At 73.1% G+C, this 16,273-nt stretch carries 17 protein-coding genes; 8 read left to right on the top strand and 9 right to left on the bottom strand.

Annotated elements, in window-relative coordinates; translation table 11 throughout:
- Positions 1-20: 20 nt before the first annotated feature.
- Positions 21-854 (bottom strand): dimethylargininase, encoded by an 834-nt coding sequence (gene ddaH, locus ACZ6NZ_RS04745; RefSeq protein WP_366610101.1) that lies wholly within the window; start codon positions 852-854, stop codon positions 21-23.
- A gap of 59 nt (positions 855-913) precedes the next feature.
- Here ddaH and ACZ6NZ_RS04740 point away from each other — a divergent pair, with 59 nt between their 5' ends.
- Complete coding sequence (locus ACZ6NZ_RS04740; RefSeq protein WP_030331732.1) at positions 914-1,378, top strand: Lrp/AsnC family transcriptional regulator; 465 nt, start codon at positions 914-916, stop codon at positions 1,376-1,378.
- A gap of 72 nt (positions 1,379-1,450) precedes the next feature.
- Positions 1,451-2,407 (top strand): zinc-binding dehydrogenase, encoded by a 957-nt coding sequence (locus ACZ6NZ_RS04735; RefSeq protein WP_465855709.1) that lies wholly within the window; start codon positions 1,451-1,453, stop codon positions 2,405-2,407.
- 7 nt (positions 2,408-2,414) lie between these two features.
- On the opposite strand, the gene ACZ6NZ_RS04730 is transcribed toward ACZ6NZ_RS04735, so the two are convergent.
- The 3 genes from ACZ6NZ_RS04730 to mobA form a co-directional block, all read right to left on the bottom strand.
- A complete protein-coding gene (locus ACZ6NZ_RS04730) occupies positions 2,415-3,521 on the bottom strand; it encodes a T3SS (YopN, CesT) and YbjN peptide-binding chaperone 1 (RefSeq protein WP_465855707.1) in 1,107 nt (368 codons plus the stop codon).
- 81 nt (positions 3,522-3,602) lie between these two features.
- On the bottom strand, positions 3,603-3,869 hold the full coding sequence (locus ACZ6NZ_RS04725) for a DUF6457 domain-containing protein (RefSeq protein WP_465855705.1): 267 nt from the start codon (positions 3,867-3,869) through the stop codon (positions 3,603-3,605).
- Positions 3,866-4,669 carry a molybdenum cofactor guanylyltransferase gene (gene mobA, locus ACZ6NZ_RS04720; protein ID WP_465855703.1) on the bottom strand — a complete coding sequence of 268 codons (804 nt, stop codon included), beginning with the start codon at positions 4,667-4,669 and terminating at the stop codon, positions 3,866-3,868. The genes ACZ6NZ_RS04725 and mobA overlap by 4 nt, the downstream gene beginning before the upstream one ends.
- A gap of 419 nt (positions 4,670-5,088) precedes the next feature.
- On the opposite strand from mobA, the gene fdhD reads away from it, so the two are divergent.
- A complete protein-coding gene (gene fdhD / locus ACZ6NZ_RS04715) occupies positions 5,089-5,955 on the top strand; it encodes a formate dehydrogenase accessory sulfurtransferase FdhD (RefSeq protein ID WP_366610094.1) in 867 nt (288 codons plus the stop codon).
- Positions 5,956-5,968: 13 nt separating this feature from the next.
- Here the strand turns inward: fdhD and ACZ6NZ_RS04710 are convergent, their stop codons facing one another.
- The 4 genes from ACZ6NZ_RS04710 to ACZ6NZ_RS04695 all read right to left on the bottom strand — a co-directional run bounded on the left by ACZ6NZ_RS04710 (position 5,969) and on the right by ACZ6NZ_RS04695 (position 8,551).
- Positions 5,969-6,685 (bottom strand): GAP family protein, encoded by a 717-nt coding sequence (locus tag ACZ6NZ_RS04710; protein ID WP_465855701.1) that lies wholly within the window; start codon positions 6,683-6,685, stop codon positions 5,969-5,971.
- Between the two features lie 120 nt (positions 6,686-6,805).
- Positions 6,806-7,201, bottom strand: coding sequence for a hypothetical protein (locus ACZ6NZ_RS04705; RefSeq protein WP_465855699.1), 396 nt, complete (start codon positions 7,199-7,201; stop codon positions 6,806-6,808).
- A complete protein-coding gene (locus ACZ6NZ_RS04700; protein WP_465855697.1) occupies positions 7,198-7,449 on the bottom strand; it encodes a hypothetical protein in 252 nt (83 codons plus the stop codon). Before ACZ6NZ_RS04700 ends, ACZ6NZ_RS04705 begins: the two co-directional genes overlap by 4 nt.
- 58 nt (positions 7,450-7,507) lie before the next feature.
- Positions 7,508-8,551, bottom strand: a complete 1,044-nt coding sequence (locus tag ACZ6NZ_RS04695; protein WP_465855695.1) for a DUF4192 domain-containing protein — start codon at positions 8,549-8,551, stop codon at positions 7,508-7,510.
- 173 nt (positions 8,552-8,724) lie between these two features.
- On the opposite strand from ACZ6NZ_RS04695, the gene ACZ6NZ_RS04690 reads away from it, so the two are divergent.
- From ACZ6NZ_RS04690 to ACZ6NZ_RS04670, 5 genes are all read left to right on the top strand, one after another.
- Positions 8,725-9,639: a fructosamine kinase family protein gene (locus ACZ6NZ_RS04690; RefSeq protein WP_465855693.1), complete on the top strand. Its 915-nt coding sequence runs from the start codon at positions 8,725-8,727 to the stop codon at positions 9,637-9,639.
- Entirely contained in the window at positions 9,636-10,649 is a 1,014-nt protein-coding gene (gene moaA / locus ACZ6NZ_RS04685; RefSeq protein WP_465855691.1) for a GTP 3',8-cyclase MoaA, read from the top strand. Before ACZ6NZ_RS04690 ends, moaA begins: the two co-directional genes overlap by 4 nt.
- Before the next feature lie 2 nt (positions 10,650-10,651).
- Positions 10,652-10,906, top strand: a complete 255-nt coding sequence (locus ACZ6NZ_RS04680; RefSeq protein WP_366610082.1) for a MoaD/ThiS family protein — start codon at positions 10,652-10,654, stop codon at positions 10,904-10,906.
- 14 nt (positions 10,907-10,920) lie between these two features.
- Positions 10,921-12,165 (top strand): metallophosphoesterase, encoded by a 1,245-nt coding sequence (locus ACZ6NZ_RS04675; RefSeq protein WP_465855688.1) that lies wholly within the window; start codon positions 10,921-10,923, stop codon positions 12,163-12,165.
- Between the two features lie 61 nt (positions 12,166-12,226).
- Positions 12,227-15,406 carry a UvrD-helicase domain-containing protein gene (locus ACZ6NZ_RS04670; protein WP_465855686.1) on the top strand — a complete coding sequence of 1,060 codons (3,180 nt, stop codon included), beginning with the start codon at positions 12,227-12,229 and terminating at the stop codon, positions 15,404-15,406.
- Positions 15,407-15,611: 205 nt separating this feature from the next.
- On the opposite strand, the gene ACZ6NZ_RS04665 is transcribed toward ACZ6NZ_RS04670, so the two are convergent.
- The gene (locus ACZ6NZ_RS04665; protein WP_465855684.1) at positions 15,612-16,265 is read right to left on the bottom strand and encodes a prepilin peptidase; all 654 of its coding nucleotides are present in this window, start codon (positions 16,263-16,265) and stop codon (positions 15,612-15,614) included.
- Between the last annotated feature and the right edge of the window lie 8 nt (positions 16,266-16,273).

Genomic DNA, 16,273 nt, shown 5'->3' with positions numbered 1-16,273 from the left:
GGCCCCGGAACGTTCGCGGGTCAGTGCCGCAGCTCGGCGACGCAGCACTTCACGCTGCCGCCGCCCTTCTTCAGCTCGGCCAGCTCGACCGGGACCGGGGTGTACCCGGCCGCCTTGAGCTTGCCGGCCAGGCGGGTGGCCTCGCTGTTGAGCACCACGTTCGCGCCGTCGCTGACCAGGTTGAGCCCGAAGGCCATCGCGTCCTCGTCGTCGGCGATCACCGCGTCCGGGAAGAGCTGGGTGAGCACCCGCTGACTGGCCGCGGAGAACGCGCCCGGGAAGTAGACGACATTCGCGTCGTCGATGGCCGCGAGCGCCACGTCCAGGTGGTAGAACCGGGGGTCGATCAGGCGCAGCGACACCACCGGACGGCCCAACGCCTCCTGCGCCTCCGCGTGCGCGGGGATCTCGGTACGGAATCCGTGCCCGGCCAGGATGAGCCCGCCGTGCGCCTCCGGCACGTAGGCGAAGTCGCCCTCGCCCTCGTTGGTCTCGCTGGGTGCGATGAACCGCCAGCCCTGCGCGTCGTAGAAGGCGTGGTGGGCGGCGGCCTCGGCGGCCCGCTGCTCGTGCTTGAACCGGGCGCCGTAGACGCTGCCGTCCACCACGAATCCACCGTTGGCGGCGTAGACCATGTCGGGCAGGCCCTGCTCGGCGGTGAGCAGGTGCACCTCGTGGCCGAGGCCGACAAGCGTCTCGCGCAGCCGGTCCCACTGCTTGACGGCCAGGTCCCGGTCGACCGGGGTGGTCACGTCCATCCACGGGTTGATCGCGTACTCGACCGCGAAGTACTCCGGCGAGCACATGAGATATGTCCGCTTTCGCGGGAAACGCTGCTGGTTCACGGTCACCAAGAGTAGGTACCGTGGAACGTTGAAAACAGCCACAAGTGTTGCTTCCCAGAGGCGGAACGTTGCAGATAGATGCGGTGGACCAGCGGATCATTGCGTTACTCGTCGCGGACGCCCGGGCGTCCTACGCCGACATCGGTGCCCGGGTGTCACTCTCCGCCCCGGCGGTCAAACGTCGCGTCGACCGACTGCGCGCCACCGGCGTGATCAGGGGATTCACGGCCGTCGTTGACCCGGCTGCCGTCGGCTGGACCACGGAGGCCTTCGTCGAGCTGTTCTGCGCCGGCCGGACCACCCCGGCGCAGATCGGCGTGGCCGCCCGCCGGCACCCCGAGGTGGTCGGCGCGTACACCGTCTCCGGGGAGGCGGACGCGCTCGTGCACCTGCGCGCCGCCGACATCGCCCATCTGGAGGCGGCACTGGAGCGGCTGCGCGCCGAGTCCTTCGTGACCTCCACCCGCAGCACCATCGTGCTCTCCCGGCTGGTCGAGTCGCCCGGCGTCGGCCCGTCCGCCGGCACCTCTTGACCTCAACCCAGGTTGAGGAGATGGACTGGCCCCGAGTGGGCGAGGCAGCCCACCGGAGCCGAGGGGGCTGCCATGCGGGCGATCTGGTTACGTGAGTTCGGCGGGCCCGAGGTGCTGGTGCCCGGCACCGCGCCCGACCCGACCCCCGGTCCCGGCCAGGTGCTGATCGACGTCGCACACGCGAACATCACCTTCGTCGAGACCCAACTGCGCGCCGGTCACCCCGGCCCGTTCCGCCTCACCCCACCGCTGATCCCCGGCAACGGCGTCGGCGGGGTGATCACGGCCGTCGGGCCGGACGTCGACCCGGCGCTGACCGGGCGGCGGGTGGTCAGCGCCACCGGAGGTTCCGGCGGCTACGCCGAACGCGCGGCAGTGGACGCGTCGGCGACGATCGCGGTGCCGACCGGGTTGGCCCTGGACGAGGCGGTGGCACTGCTGGCCGACGGGCGGACCGCCACCATGCTGATCGAGGCGGTCGACGTCCGCCCCGGTGACCGGGTGCTGGTGGAAGCCGCTGCCGGCGGCGTCGGCAGCCTGCTGGTGCAGCTCGCGGTCCGCGCCGGGGCCCGGGTGATCGGCGCGGCCGGTGGGCGCCGGAAGGTTGACCTGCTCCCCAGCCTGGGCGCCGAGCTGGCCGTCGACTACCTGCTGCCCGACTGGGCCGAGCAGGTCCACGCCGCGACGGGCGGGGTCGACGTGGTGCTCGACGGGGTCGGCGGTTCGGTGGCCCGGGCCGCCTTCGACCTGCTCCCACCAGGTGGCCGGATGATCAGCTTCGGGTTGGCGAGCGGGGAGTGGTCCCCGGTGTCGCCAGAGGCCGCCACGGCACGGCAGGTCACCATCGTCCGGCCGGACGTGCCACCGGCCCGGCTGCGGGCGTACACCGAACAGGCCCTGGCGGACGCGGCGGCCGGCCACCTGCGACCGCTCATCGGCCAGCGCTTCCCACTGGAACGCGCCGCCGACGCGCACGCCGCCATCGAGACGCGCGCGACGGTCGGCAAAACCCTGCTGGACGTGGCCTGACCGAAACTCAGAGGTACATGCCGGTGCGGTGCTCCGACTCGTCGCGTCGGACCGGCTTGTCGCCCTCACCGAAGAACCGCTTGCCGCCGAACTCGCCGTGCAGACGGTCGTCCAACTCGTCGGCGAGACCGGTCATCACCTGCACGGCCAGCATCAGATGGGTCGCCTGGAAGTTGCGGCCGAACACCGGGATGGACGCCCACACCGTGTCGTCGGCGCAGTAGAGGCGGCCGATCGGCATCCGGTTCGTCAGCTCGGAGAGCTTGACGTAGAGCCGCTCGGTCGGCTCCACCTCGGTGAGCACCGGGGAGAAGACGTCCACCAGGGGCGGATTGTCGCGTACCCGCACGAAGACCATCGCCGAGCCGGCACGGATGGTGATGTCGCCGTCCGAGTCGATCTGCAACCGGTCGGCGTCCGACTTCAACATGGTGGAGACCACGGTTCGGACCCGATCGGCCAGGTCGAGCACGTCGTCCTGCTCGACCTGCGCGGCGGCCGCCTCGGCCAACGCCTCCTCCAGGTCCGCCTCGACGTCGGCGTCGGGACCGAACTCGCTGCGGGCGGTGCCCAGCGGTTCCACGGCCAACGGCTCGCCCTCGGCGTCGTGCACCAGATAGACGAGGAATGCCGGGTGCGGAGCGCCGTAGACGTCGCGCAGCGTGCGGGAGAGCAGGGTGGCGACCTGGGTCGACTCGGCCGTCGTGGCGTTCAGCCCGAAGGAACCGCCAGAGCCGGCGACCACCCCGGGCGGAGACCAACCGAGCGCGACCATGTCCGCCACCGCGCTTCGATCCAGTCGGTAGCCCGCCGGCAGGGTGGAGTTGCCGACCGCGCGGGCGGACAACACCCGGTCCGCGTCCACGTCGACACTGATCGAATAGACGGCGTCCCCGGTGCCGGAGGCGGTGGGGTCCAGGGTCACGTCGAGGTGGGCGCCAACGGGAAGTTCCCGCAGCCGTACGGCGAGCGCACGGGCGAACTCCCGCCACGCCTCGGTCACCTTCGCCCGCAGGTCGGTGGTGCTGGGCTCGTCGAGCAGGATCGATTCCGCCGGCTCAGTCGAAGCGCCGGGCAGCTCACCGTGCGGCGCCGAGGGGTGGTCAGCCGTCATGATCGCCTCCGTCCGTCCCGATCACCCTACCCACGCCGCCCGTAGGCCGAATCAGCCCGGACCGGGATCGGACAGCGGCGGTCAGGGGGCCGCCGGGTCCGTGGGCTCCGCGTCCAGCCCGACCGGCCAGGCGCCCGCCAGGGCGCTGAGCCGGGCCGCGGCGTCCGCCGGGTCCGCCCCCCGACCCACCGCCAACCCGAGGAGGTACGCGGTGACCGGCGCGCCCGGACGCAGCACCTGGTGGGCGACGTCCCGGGCCAGATCCAGCACCGCCGGCACCGGCACCGCGGTCGAATCCAGATCCAACTCGGCGCACACCGCCGTGACCCAGTCGTCCATCACCGTCATCGCGCCCACTCCTCCGCCCGGCGTACGTCCTCGTCAGTGTCGCAGTCGAACCACGGCGGCGGGCCCTCGCCGGACCAGGCCACCTCCGACACGACGAGCCCCGCCAGCAACGCCCGCACCGGGGCCCCGGACAGGCTGCCGCCCCGCTCGACCGCCAACCGGTCCACCGCTGCCCGCAGCGCGGCCACCCGCCAGACGCCGCAGAGCGACTGCCGCCGCCCGTCCCCGTCCACGAAGCACGCCCCGTCGGGTTGCTCACCGCCGTCGAGGCCGTCGCGAGCCCGCCTGAGGCTGTCGCAAGCCGGCGGTTCGGCGAGGCCGTCGCGGGCCGGCAGTGCGGCGAGGTCGCCACGGACCAATGGTGCGGCGAGGCCGTCGCGGGCCGGCAGTGCGGCGAGGCCGTCGCGGGCCGGCGGTGCCGGATCGGTGCGGCCGCCCGCCGAACCGGTGTCAGGGGTCTTCCGGTCCAGGTGGTTCAGCAGATCGCCGATCGCGGCCCGGGTGAGCAACGGCAGGTCGGCAGCGAGCAGCGCGACCAAGGTGACGTCGGTGTCCAGCAGCGCCAGTCCGGCCGCCGCCGCGGCGACCGGGCCCCCGCCGGGCGGGTCCTCCCGGACGACCCGAACGCCCGCCGGCACGGCGTCGGCCGCACCGACGAGCACCCGTGGCGTCGCGTCGGCGACGGCGGCCAGCACCCGGTCGCGCATCGGCCGGCCGCCGACCGGAAGCGCGGGCTTGTCGAGCCCGCCCATCCGCCGGGCGGCCCCACCCGCGAGCACCACGGCGGCGTACGTCCCCACCCAGCCACCGTAGCCGTGCCACCACCAACTCCCGCCCCGCCTCACCCCGCCACCCCTAGCCCCGCCTCACCCCGCCACCCCGCACCCCGCACCCCGCACCCCGCACCCCGCACCCCGCACCCCGCACCCCGCACCCCGCACCCCGCACCCCGCACCCCGCACCCGGGTGATCATGGAGTTATCGCTCGACACGCCGACGACACGCGCGGCTAACTTCATGATCAACACGCCCGGGGGGCGGGAGCCGGGGGGGCACGCGCCCGGGGGGTGGGAGCCGGGGGGCACGCGCCCGGGGGGGTGGGAGCCGGGGGGCACGCGCCCGGGGGGTGGGAGCCGGGGGGCACGCGCCCGGGGAGCGCGCCGGGGGCGCGGGCCTGGGGGTGTGCGCATGGGCCGGGGTTGGGGTGGAGGATGGCGGGATGGGACGGGCGACTGACCGACGGGGCGTACTCCGGATCGACCTGGACGCGGCGACCGCCGGACGCGGGGCGATCCGCCGGCCGGACACGCTCGCCGTGGAGGAGCCGCTGGAGATCCGGGTCGGCGCGGCCGGACCCGGCCGACGCCGGCCGCTGGCCGTCACCATGCGCACTCCCGGCGACGATCTGGACCTGGCCATCGGGTTCCTGCTGACGGAGGGGCTGATCCGGTCGACCGACGACGTGTTGACCGCGCAGCTCTGTGCGGGCGCGGAGACGCCGAACACGTACAACGTGGTGGACGTGGTGCTCGCTCCCGGCGTACCGGAACCGACCACCGACCCGTCCCGGAACTTCTACACGACCAGCTCGTGCGGTGTCTGTGGCAAGGCCAGCATCGACGCGGTCCGCACCCGGTCGCTCTTCCCGGTCGCGGCGGACCCGCTCAGCGTGCCGGCCACGCTGCTGGCCGAGCTGCCCGACCGGTTGCGCGCCGCTCAGCGTGGCTTCGATCGGACCGGCGGGCTGCACGCGGCGGGGTTGTTCACCCCCGACGGTGAGCTGGTGGTGCTCCGGGAGGACGTGGGCCGGCACAACGCCGTGGACAAGGTGATCGGCTGGGCGGTGCGGGAGCGCCGGCTGCCGCTCGCCGGACACCTGCTGCTGGTCTCCGGGCGGGCCAGCTTCGAGCTGACCCAGAAGGCGTGGATGGCGGGGTTGCCGCTGCTGGCAGCGGTGTCCGCCCCGAGCACCCTCGCCGCCGAACTGGCCGACGAGGCGGGAATGACACTTGTCGGCTTCCTGCGCGGGCGGACCATGAACGTCTACACCGGGCCGCACCGGATCACCGTGGAGCAGCCGGCCTGACCCGAGCGGCCGGTCAGCGACCGATCCGGTCGATCAGGTCGAACAGGGCCAGCCGTGCGGCGGCGTCACGGGCGATCAGGAAACCGGCGATGCCGAGGATCCAGCCCAACGCGCTGCCCGCCTTCGTGACGATCCAGGTGTTCAGGCGGGCCAGCAGCGGCTCGACCAGTCGTGGGCGGGCCACCCGGGCGCCCAGCAACAGCACCGCCGGCAGCACCATGACCAGGCAGTACCCGGCGAGCAGCACCACCACGCCCGCCGCTCCCACCCCCGAGGTGGCCAACAGGCCCACCGCACCGAGGTACGGAAGCATTGTCGCCACCTCGGCGAGCGCCGCGAGCAGCGCGAGCCCGACCAACCAGCGGGCTGAGGAATCTCCGGCGGTGGCCCGGTCCCGCCAACGCAGGACGCCACCGGTACGGGGACGCCGTTTGCCGTCGTAGCGGAAGCTGAGCGCCAGCATCCCCACGCCCAGCACGAGTTGTGCCCAGAGGACGCCCCGGTTGTCCAGGGCACCGCCCAGCGCGTCGCCCAGCCTGCTGCCTCCCCAGACCAGCAGCAGCCCAACCACGAGGTAGAACACCGCGATGGTGGCGAGGTAGCCCAGGATCCGCCGGACGTTGACCGGCCCGGGGGCGAGCAGCAACCAGACCGGGATGAAAAGGGTGCCGATGCTGGTGCTGTCGATCAACGCCAGCCCGGCCAGCGACAGCAGCAACTCGGGGGTCATGTCGTACCAACGGGGAGAACGGCCACGAGATCATTCTCCGGCGGCGGCGAGCTCTCCGCGTCGGCCGTGGACAGGAGCAACGCATACATCCTTCGACGGAGGCGTCGCCGGAAGAACCCGTCACGCCAGGTCGAGGATGCTCCAGTTGGTCGGGAGCACCTTCGCCGCCACCCTGGGTCGCGCTGTGGCGTAGTGCGCCTCGTGGCTGAGTGCCGCACGGGCGGCATGGCCGAACGAGATGTCGCCGTCCACGGCGCGGGCCAGCCTGCCGGTGTCCTGCACGTCGACGTCGAGCGGCAGCAGACGGATCATCGGGGCAGTCATCATCAGGGCCAGGAGCGCGGCATCGATCTCGTCGGCCACGCTCGCGAAGGCGACCGCCAGACACGTCGCTGGGACGGCGACCTGTCGACCCTCGTCGGCGACCTCCAGCATCAACTCCCCCACCGAGACGTTGCCCTCGATGTAGGCGGTCAGCGCCGACGCGTCGAAAACGGCAGCGACCTGATCGCTCATCCGGCGCGGCCCAACATCCGGCGTCCCTCAGCCAGGGCGTCCGCCGGAATGGGTGTCGCCAGGCGCTCCCGCCAGCGCGCCCTTCCCGCCTCGGTCACCTCGATGCCGGCTCGCCGCAGCACCTCGTCGAGGTGTACGCGGGCCATCTGCACCCGTACCGCCGCGGTGATGGCGGCCGAGACGTTGGGCTGCTGGTCGAGCCACTCCGCGACGTCATCGGGGAGGCTCACGGAGCGCTTCACTGTCACAGCCGCCAGCCTATCAACTCTGGTAGCACCTGCGGTATTACCACGAGTGACCGCGTCCTCAGCGGCGGCCACGACGGCTCCGCTTGCGGGGGCGGACGACGCCGGGCATCCCCACCGACGGCCAGCCGTCCAGCTCGGCCGGGGGCACGCCCCGTCGGAGCAGATCGTCCAGCAGCAGCGCGAGCGAGTAGTCGGGGTGCAGACTCAGCGTGCGTTCGAGCGCGACCGCCGCCAACGCGCCCTGCCCGGCGCGCCAGGCGGCGAACGCCAGCAGCGCACCCGGCGCGGCGGCCACCTCCGGCTCGGCGCGGCGCAGCACGTCGGTCCAGAGGGCGATGTCCCGGTCCCGGCCGTCGGTGCGCTCCCACGCGTGATCGCGAACCGGCAGGTGGGTCATCAGCAGGCTCAACCAGGCCACCTCGTCGTCGTCGAGCCGCTCACCACGCCGCTGCCGACGCTGGGCCTCACGGACCGCTGCCACCCCGGCGGCGCGCAGCGCCCGAGCCCCGAGCAGGTCGCTCTCGGGTGCCTGCTCGACCAGCTCGGCCAGTCTCAGCTCGGCGCGGGCGGTGGCCGCACGGGCCGCCTCCCGGGCCGGCCCGTCCACCGGTGCCACCTGCGCCACGAGGGCGGCCCGGTCGGGGAGTGCGACCTGACCGGCGAAGACCGCCGAGGCGGTCACCGGGTTGGCGCTCGGGTCGTAGCGGCGACCCTCAGGCGGGCAGCACTCGGGCTCGGCGCAGAGATAGGACCACCAGCGACCGTCGGTCACCCGCAGCGCGTCGAGCACGTGCAGCCCGAAGTCGTTCAGCGCGTCGCGCAGCGCGTCCACCGCCGGGGTGACCCGCTCCGGTTGCCCGTAACCCACGACGGTGACGGCATCCGCGCCCTGCCGGCGGAGCACACCAGCCAGGTGCCCGGCCAATCCGCCCGGCTCGGTCGGGTCGGGCAGGTCCGCGCGGGCGGCGAAGACGATCTGTCGGCCGACCAACGCCACGGTGACGACGCTGTCGGTGGGGTGGAAGCCGAGCAGGTACGGCACAGCGGCGATCAGGTCGGCGGGTGAGCGGACGGCGAGCTGCGGGCGTTCGGTCGAGGTCATGTCGGAAGCCTGCGGCGGGTGTGCCGGGCCCTGCCACCCCTGTGGACGACACGCGGCTTATCCACAGTTACTGAACGTGTTTTCCCTGATCGAGCCCCACCTACGGGTGCGGAAAAAGAGCCGATGTCGTCGCGCGACACCTGGCTGTCTCAGGGAGCGGTTACCGTGCGCTGATGGACCTGGCGTACCTGCGCGCGCATCCGGCACACCTCCCGACCTTCCGGACCCATCAGCGGCTCCGGGAGACGCCGGTCGCCGGTGGAAACATCTGCGTGGCCGCCCGGCTCACCCTCGACGACGGCCACTCCGTCTTCGCCAAGTCCTGGCCGGAGGGCGCCGACCGACCGGCGCCGGAGGGCTTCTTCGCCGCCGAGGCCGCCGGCCTGCGCTGGCTGCGGGAGGCCGGCACGGTCGGCGTACCCGAGGTGATCGTGGCTTTGCCGGAGCTGCTGGCGCTCGACTGGGTGGAGCCCGGCGAACCGACGCCGGAGGCAGCGGAGCGCTTCGGCCGGGAGCTGGCCGGGCTGCACCGGGCGGGCGCGACCGCCTTCGGCGCCACCTGGCCCGGCTTCATCGGCGCGCTCCCACAGGACAACACCCTCACCGGCGGCCGCTGGTCGACCTGGTTCGCCGAGCGGCGGCTCGCCCCCTACCTGCGACGCTCGGTCGACGGTGGCGCGCTGACGAGTGCCGATGCCGCTCTGGTCGAGCAGGTGATCGGTCGCCTCGACGGGCTCGGCGGCGACGAGCCGCCCGCGCGCATCCACGGCGACCTGTGGCCGGGCAACGTGCTGTGGGGGGTCGACGACCGGGCCTGGCTCGTCGACCCGGCGGCGCACGGTGGGCACCGGGAGACGGACCTCGCCCAGCTCGCCCTCTTCGGCGGCATCCCCCACCTGGATCGCGTGCTGGCCGCCTATCAGGAGAGCTGGCCACTACCGGACGGTTGGCGTGACCGCGTGCCAGTGCATCAACTGCATCTGCTGCTCGTGCACACGGCACTGTTCGGCGTCAGCTTCCGAGATGTGGTCGTCCAGACCGCCCGTGGCGTCCTGGGCCGGGCCGAGCGCGCTACGGTCGACAGGTGAGCGTCGCCCCGGGGACCAACGGCGTCCTCGTCGACCGGTACGGCCGTGTCGCCCGGGACCTGCGCGTGTCCCTCACCGACAAGTGCAACCTGCGCTGCACCTACTGCATGCCGGCGGAAGGGCTGCCCTGGCTGGCCGGCCCCGAGTTGCTGACGGACGAGGAGATCGTTCGGCTGGTCCGGGTGGCTGTCGAGCTGCTCGGCGTGACCGAGGTGCGGTTCACCGGCGGTGAACCGCTGATCCGGGCCGGGCTGGTCGACATCGTGACCGCGGTCGCCGCCCTCGAACCCCGCCCCCGGGTCTCGCTGACCACCAACGGCATCGGCCTGGACCGACTGGCCCCGGCGTTGCGGACGGCCGGCCTGGACCGGGTGAACGTCTCACTGGACACCCTGGACCCGGACCGGTTCACCACCCTCACCCGGCGCCCCCGCCTCGACGCGGTGCTGGCCGGGCTCGCCGGGGCGGCGACCGTCGGACTCAACCCCGTGAAGATCAATTCTGTGCTGATGCGTGGTGTCAACGAGGACGAGGCGCCGGCGCTGCTCCGCTTCGCCCTCGAACACGACTACCAACTGCGGTTCATCGAGCAGATGCCGTTGGACGCCCAGCACGGTTGGGCCCGCGACACCATGGTCACCGCCGACGAGATCCTGGCGTCGCTGCGTACCGTCTTCGATCTCAGCGCCGACCCGACCGAGCGCGGCGCGGCACCGGCGGAGACCTGGCTGGTCGACGGAGGCCCCGCCCGGGTCGGCGTGATCGCCAGCGTCACCCGCCCCTTCTGCGGGGACTGCGACCGCACCCGGTTGACCGCCGACGGCCAGGTCCGCGCCTGCCTCTTCGCCACCGAAGAGTCGGATCTGCGCGCCGCGCTGCGCGCCGGCGCCGACGACGACGAGTTGGCCCGGCGCTGGCGTACCGCGATGTGGGGCAAGCGCGCCGGGCACGGCATCGACGATCCCACCTTCCTCCAGCCGACCCGCCCGATGTCAGCGATCGGAGGCTGAGCGTGGAGGCGCCACCGCTGACCGTCCGCTACTTCGCGGGCGCCCGCGCCGCCGCCGGCCGCGCCGAGGAGGCTGTCCCCGCCGGGCGGTCACTGGACGACCTCACGGCCGAGCTGACCCAGCGTCACGGCGGTCGGCTCGCCGGGGTGCTGCGGGTGGCGAGTTTCCTCGTGGACGGCGTCACCTGTCATGATCGTCAGGCACCCCTACCGGCCGGGGCCACGATCGATGTCCTGCCCCCGTTCGCGGGCGGCTGAGGGAGGCTGCACGCATGATGGCGGTTCTGGGGTTCGTGGCTGTCCTGGCGCTGGTCACCGGCCTCATCCACCTCTACCTGTGGAAGCGGCTCGTCCGGGACACCACCACGCCGGGCCGCTGGCGACGGGTCGGCGGGATCGCCGCAGTGGTGCTGGCCCTGCTCGTGCCGGTCACGATGGCCGGCACGCAGGCCGGGCTCTACTGGCTCGCCTGGCCCGGCTACCTGTGGCTCGCGCTGATGTTCTACCTGCTGATCGTGCTGGTCGTGCTGGAAGTCCCGATGCTGGTCACCCGGCTGGTGCTGCGTCGCCGGGTGGTCGCCGCGGAGCCCACCACAGCCGCGCCCGAGCCGGTGCTCGTCGGGGCCGCCGGGCCGACCGACCCGCCGGCCGCCGCCGCCGTCGCGGCACCGGACCACGACCCGTCCCGTCGGTTGGTGCTCGCCCGGGGGGCCGCCATCTTCGCCGGTCTCACCGCCACCGGCATCGTGGGGTACGGCGTTCGCACGGCACTCGGTCCACCCCAGCTCGACCGGGTACGCATCCCGCTGGCCAAACTCCCCCGCAGCATGGACGGCCTGCGCATCGCCACCGTCTCCGACATCCACCTCGGCCCGCTGCGCGGGCGGGCACACACCGAGCGGATCGTCGCCGCGATCAACCGGCTCGACGCGGACATCGTCGCGGTCGTCGGTGACCTGGTCGACGGGTCCGTCGCCGAACTCGGCGCGGCCGCCGAGCCGCTGCGCGACCTGCGCTCCCGCTACGGCAGCTTCTTCGTCACCGGCAACCACGAGTACTACTCCGGGGTGGAGGAGTGGGTCCAGGAGGTCGACCGGCTCGGCCTGCGGGTGCTGCAGAACCAGCGGCAGGAGATCCAGGCCCGGGGCGGTGTGCTCGACCTGGCCGGCGTGAATGACCTCACCGCCGTGGGCACCGGTCTCGCCGCCGGCCCGGACTTCGCCGCCGCCCTCGGCGACCGCGACCCGAGCCGTCCCGTGGTCCTGCTGGCGCACCAGCCGCTGGCGGCGAAGGAGGCCGCCCGGTACGGCGTCGACCTGCAACTGTCCGGGCACACCCACGGCGGGCAGATGGTGCCGTTCAACCTGGCCGTCAGGCTGGAGCAGCCGGTGGTCAGCGGGCTCGGCGAGGTGGACGGCACAAAGGTCTACGTGACCAACGGCGCCGGTTTCTGGGGGCCTCCGGTCCGGGTCGGGGCGGAGCCGCAGATCAGTCTGGTCGAGCTGCGCTCGGCATAGCGGAGGTCACGTCCGCGCGTGGCGGCGGGTGGCCGGCGCGGCGGGCGTGACAGGATGCGGCGTGCCCCCGTTCAGCGCCGTACCCCCCGGTGGCCTACCGCCATTCGTCGCGGACCTGCACATCCACTCGAAGTACTCGCGCGCGTGCAGCCGTGACCTCACCCTGCCGAACCTCGCGTGGTGGGCCCGGCGTAAGGGCATTGGGTTGCTCGGCACCGGCGACTTCACCCACCCCGCCTGGTACGACCACCTGCGGGAGACGCTGCGCCCGGCCGAACCGGGGCTCTACCGGCTCGGCCCGGAGGCGGAACGGGACCTCGCCCGGCGACTGCCGCCCCGACTCGCGCCGAACGCGGAGGCGGACCCGGTCCGTTTCATGCTGAGCGTGGAAATCTCCACCATCTACAAGCGGGACGACCGGACCCGCAAGGTGCACCACCTGATCTACCTGCCGGATCTGGACGCGGTGGCCCGGTTCAACACCGCGCTGGGCCGGATCGGCAACCTCGGCTCCGACGGCCGGCCGATTCTCGGACTGGACTCCCGCGACCTGCTGGAGATCACCCTGGAGGCCAGCCCGGACGGCTACCTGGTGCCGGCGCACATCTGGACTCCCTGGTTCTCCGCGCTGGGCTCGAAGTCGGGCTTCGACGCGATCGCGGACTGCTACGCCGACCTGGCCGAGCACATCTTCGCGGTGGAGACCGGGCTCTCCTCCGACCCCGCCATGAACTGGCGGGTCGGCAGCCTGGACGGCTACCAACTGGTGTCCAACTCGGACGCGCACTCGCCGCCGGCGCTCGGCCGGGAGGCGACGGTGCTGACCGCCGAACGGGACTACTTCGCCGTTCGGGAGGCGCTGCGTACCGGTGACGGCCTGGCCGGCACGATCGAGTTCTTCCCGGAGGAGGGCAAGTACCACGCGGACGGGCACCGACTGTGCGGAGTCAACTGGACTCCAGAGCGCACTCGGGACGCCGGCGGGCGCTGCCCCGAGTGCGGCAAACCCCTCACCGTGGGCGTCCTCAGCCGGATCGAGGAGTTGGCGGACCGGCCGGACGGGCACCGGCCGGCACACGCGCGGGACGTCACCCACCTGGTGCCGCTGGCCGAGATCCTTGGCGAGATCAACAAGGTGGGTGCCCGATCGAAGAAGGTCGAGGGGCGGCTCAACGAGCTGCTGGCCACGCTCGGCCCCGAGCTGGAGATCCTGACCACGACGCCGCTGACCGAGATCGCACAGGCCGGTGGTGAGCTGCTCGCGGAGGGCATCGGGCGGCTGCGGCGCGGCGACGTCCGCCGGGTGCCCGGTTACGACGGCGAGTACGGCGTGATCACGCTCTTCGACCCGGCCGAGCTGGGCGCGCAGGAGACACTGTTCGACGTACCGGTGCCGGCGCAGCGACGACCCGCGGAGCCGGCTCCCCGAGTGGCGGCCAAGCGCCCGGCGGCGGCCAAGGCGGAGCCGAAGCGCAAGCCGGTCCCGGCGCCCGCGCCGCCGATCGCGCCGCCACCATCTCCGCACGAGCCGTTCGAGCCGATGCTCGCCGGCATGGAGGAGGTCGGCACCGGCCTGCTGGACCGACTGGACGCCATGCAGCGGGTGGCCGCCTCCGCACCCGGCGGCCCGCTGCTCATCGTGGCCGGCCCGGGTACCGGCAAGACCAGGACGCTCACCCACCGGATCGCGTACCTCTGCGCGGAGCTGAACGTCTTCCCCGAGCACTGCCTCGCGATCACGTTCACCCGTCGGGCAGCCGAGGAACTACGGCACCGCCTCGACGGCCTGCTCGGCCCGGTCGCCGAGGACGTCACAGTGGGCACGTTCCACGCGTTGGGGTTGACCATCCTGCGGGAGAACGTCGGCGCGGCGGGTCTGCCCACCGACTTCCGGATCGCCGACGACGCCGAGCGGGCGGCGGCACGCACCGAGGCCGGCGACAACAGCGCCGCGTACGTGGCACTGCTGCGCAAGCAGGACCTGGTCGACCTGGACGAACTGGTGACCCTGCCGGTGGAGCTGCTGCGGGCCGACCGGAAGTTGGTCGAACGGTACCGGGACCGCTGGCGGTGGATCTTCGTCGACGAGTACCAGGACGTCGACGAGGTGCAGTACGAGCTGCTGCGGCTGCTCAGCCCCGCCAACGGCAACCTCTGCGCGATCGGCGACCCGGACCAGGCGATCTATTCGTTCCGGGGTGCGGACGTCGGCTACTTCCTGCGCTTCTCCGAGGACTTCACCGACGCCCGACTGGTCCGGCTCAACCGCAACTACCGCTCGTCGGCCCCGATCCTGGCCGCCGCCGTGCAGGCCATCGCGCCGTCCTCGCTGGTCCGGGGCCGGCGGCTCGACCCGGCCCGGCTCGACCCGGAAGCTCCGCTGGTCGGGCGGTACCCGGCCGCGTCGGTGACCGAGGAGGCCGACTTCGTGGTGCGTACCGTCGACGACCTGGTCGGCGGGTTGTCGCACCGCTCCCTGGACTCGGGCCGCATCGACGGCCGCTCCACCACGCTGTCGTTCTCCGACATCGCCGTGCTCTACCGCACCGACGCGCAGGCCGCCCCGATCGTGGACGCTCTGACCCGGGCCAACATCCCCGTGCAGAAGCGTTCCCACGACCGGCTGCGGGATCGGCCCGGGGTGGCGGCCATCGCCCGCGAGCTGCGACACGCCGACGGCCTGGCCGGTCCACTCGCCGCCCGGGTGCGGCTGGCCGGTCAGGTGGTCGCCGAGCGGTTCGCCGTGCCCACCCTGGACGGCGCCGGCGGCACGGTCCGCCCCGAGGACGTCCGCTCGGCCGTGGACCTGCTGACCCCGCTGGCCCGACGCTGCGGTGACGACCTGGAGGCATTCCTGTCGCAGTTGGCCACCGGCGCGGAGGTGGACGCGCTCGACCCGCGGGCCGAGGCGGTCACGCTGCTCACCCTGCACGCCGCGAAGGGCCTGGAGTTCCCGGTGGTCTTCCTGGTCGGTGTCGAGGACGGGTTGTTGCCGTTGCGCTGGCCGGGCTCGACCCCCGACGAGGACGCCGTCGCCGAGGAGCGCCGGCTCTTCTTCGTCGGCCTGACCCGGGCCCAGGACCGGCTGTACGTCAGTCACGCCGCCCGCCGCACCCGGCACGGCACCGAGCGCGACTGTGTACCTTCGCCGTTCCTCGGCACCATCGACCCCGGGCTCTTCGAACGCTTCGGCGAAGCCGAACCCCGCCGCCCCAAGGACCGCCAACTCCGCCTGATCTAACCCCCGCCCCCTCACGCCCCCACGCCCCCACGCCGCCACGCCGCCACGCCGCCGATCTTGCACTTTCGGTTGTCGATGCGCGTGGAATGCACCTTATGTCGGCACAGAAACTGCAAGATCGACGAACCGGGGGCGGGGCCACGGCCAGGGCCGGGGGGCCGGGGGGCCGGGGGGCCGGGGCGGGCCGGGGGCGGGGGCGGGGTAGTTAGGGGAGGAGGGTGGCTAGCCAGGTGCCCGTCAGTAGGGCCGGGCCCAGGGGTAGCAGGGTGGTTCGGTGCACCTTTCGGGTGACGAGCAGGCCGAGCACCAGACCGCCGTGCAGCACGTGCGGCAGGAGCAACCCGGTGAGCAGGGTGTCCCACCCCAACCAGCCAAGCGGCAGGCCGAGGACGGCGGCGAGTTTCACGTCCCCGAAACCCAACCGTGAGCCGGGCAGCAGGGCCAACAGCACGTGCGCCGCGCCCGCGACGGCCGCACCTCCCAGCGCGCCGTACAGCCGGCCGGGAGTGCCGGACAGCAGCGCCGCTGTGGTCAGCCCTCCGAGGGCCAGCAGCCCGGCGACGAGGACCAGCGGATTGGGCAGCCGCAGGCAGGCCAGGTCGACCCGCGCCAGCACCAGACCGACCGCCGCGACCGCGAGGAAGGCCGGCAGCGCCGGGTCGTCACCGATGGCGACGGCAAGGCCGACGAAGATGCCCGCCGCCACCACCGGGTCGACCCAGGGCCGCCGGACCGGCTGCGGCAGTGGAAACGCCGGTAGCCGCGCGTCCGCGGTGGCGAAGCGCCGCGACACCAGGGGTACGACGAGGCCGACCAGCGCGCCGAGCAGCGCGATCGACACCAGCGCGGCGGCCGACATGGGCCGGA

Source organism: Micromonospora sp. NPDC047756 (assembly GCF_055587245.1).
Note: the sequence above shows the minus strand (reverse complement) of the source record. Positions and strands in the feature narration are given on the sequence as shown.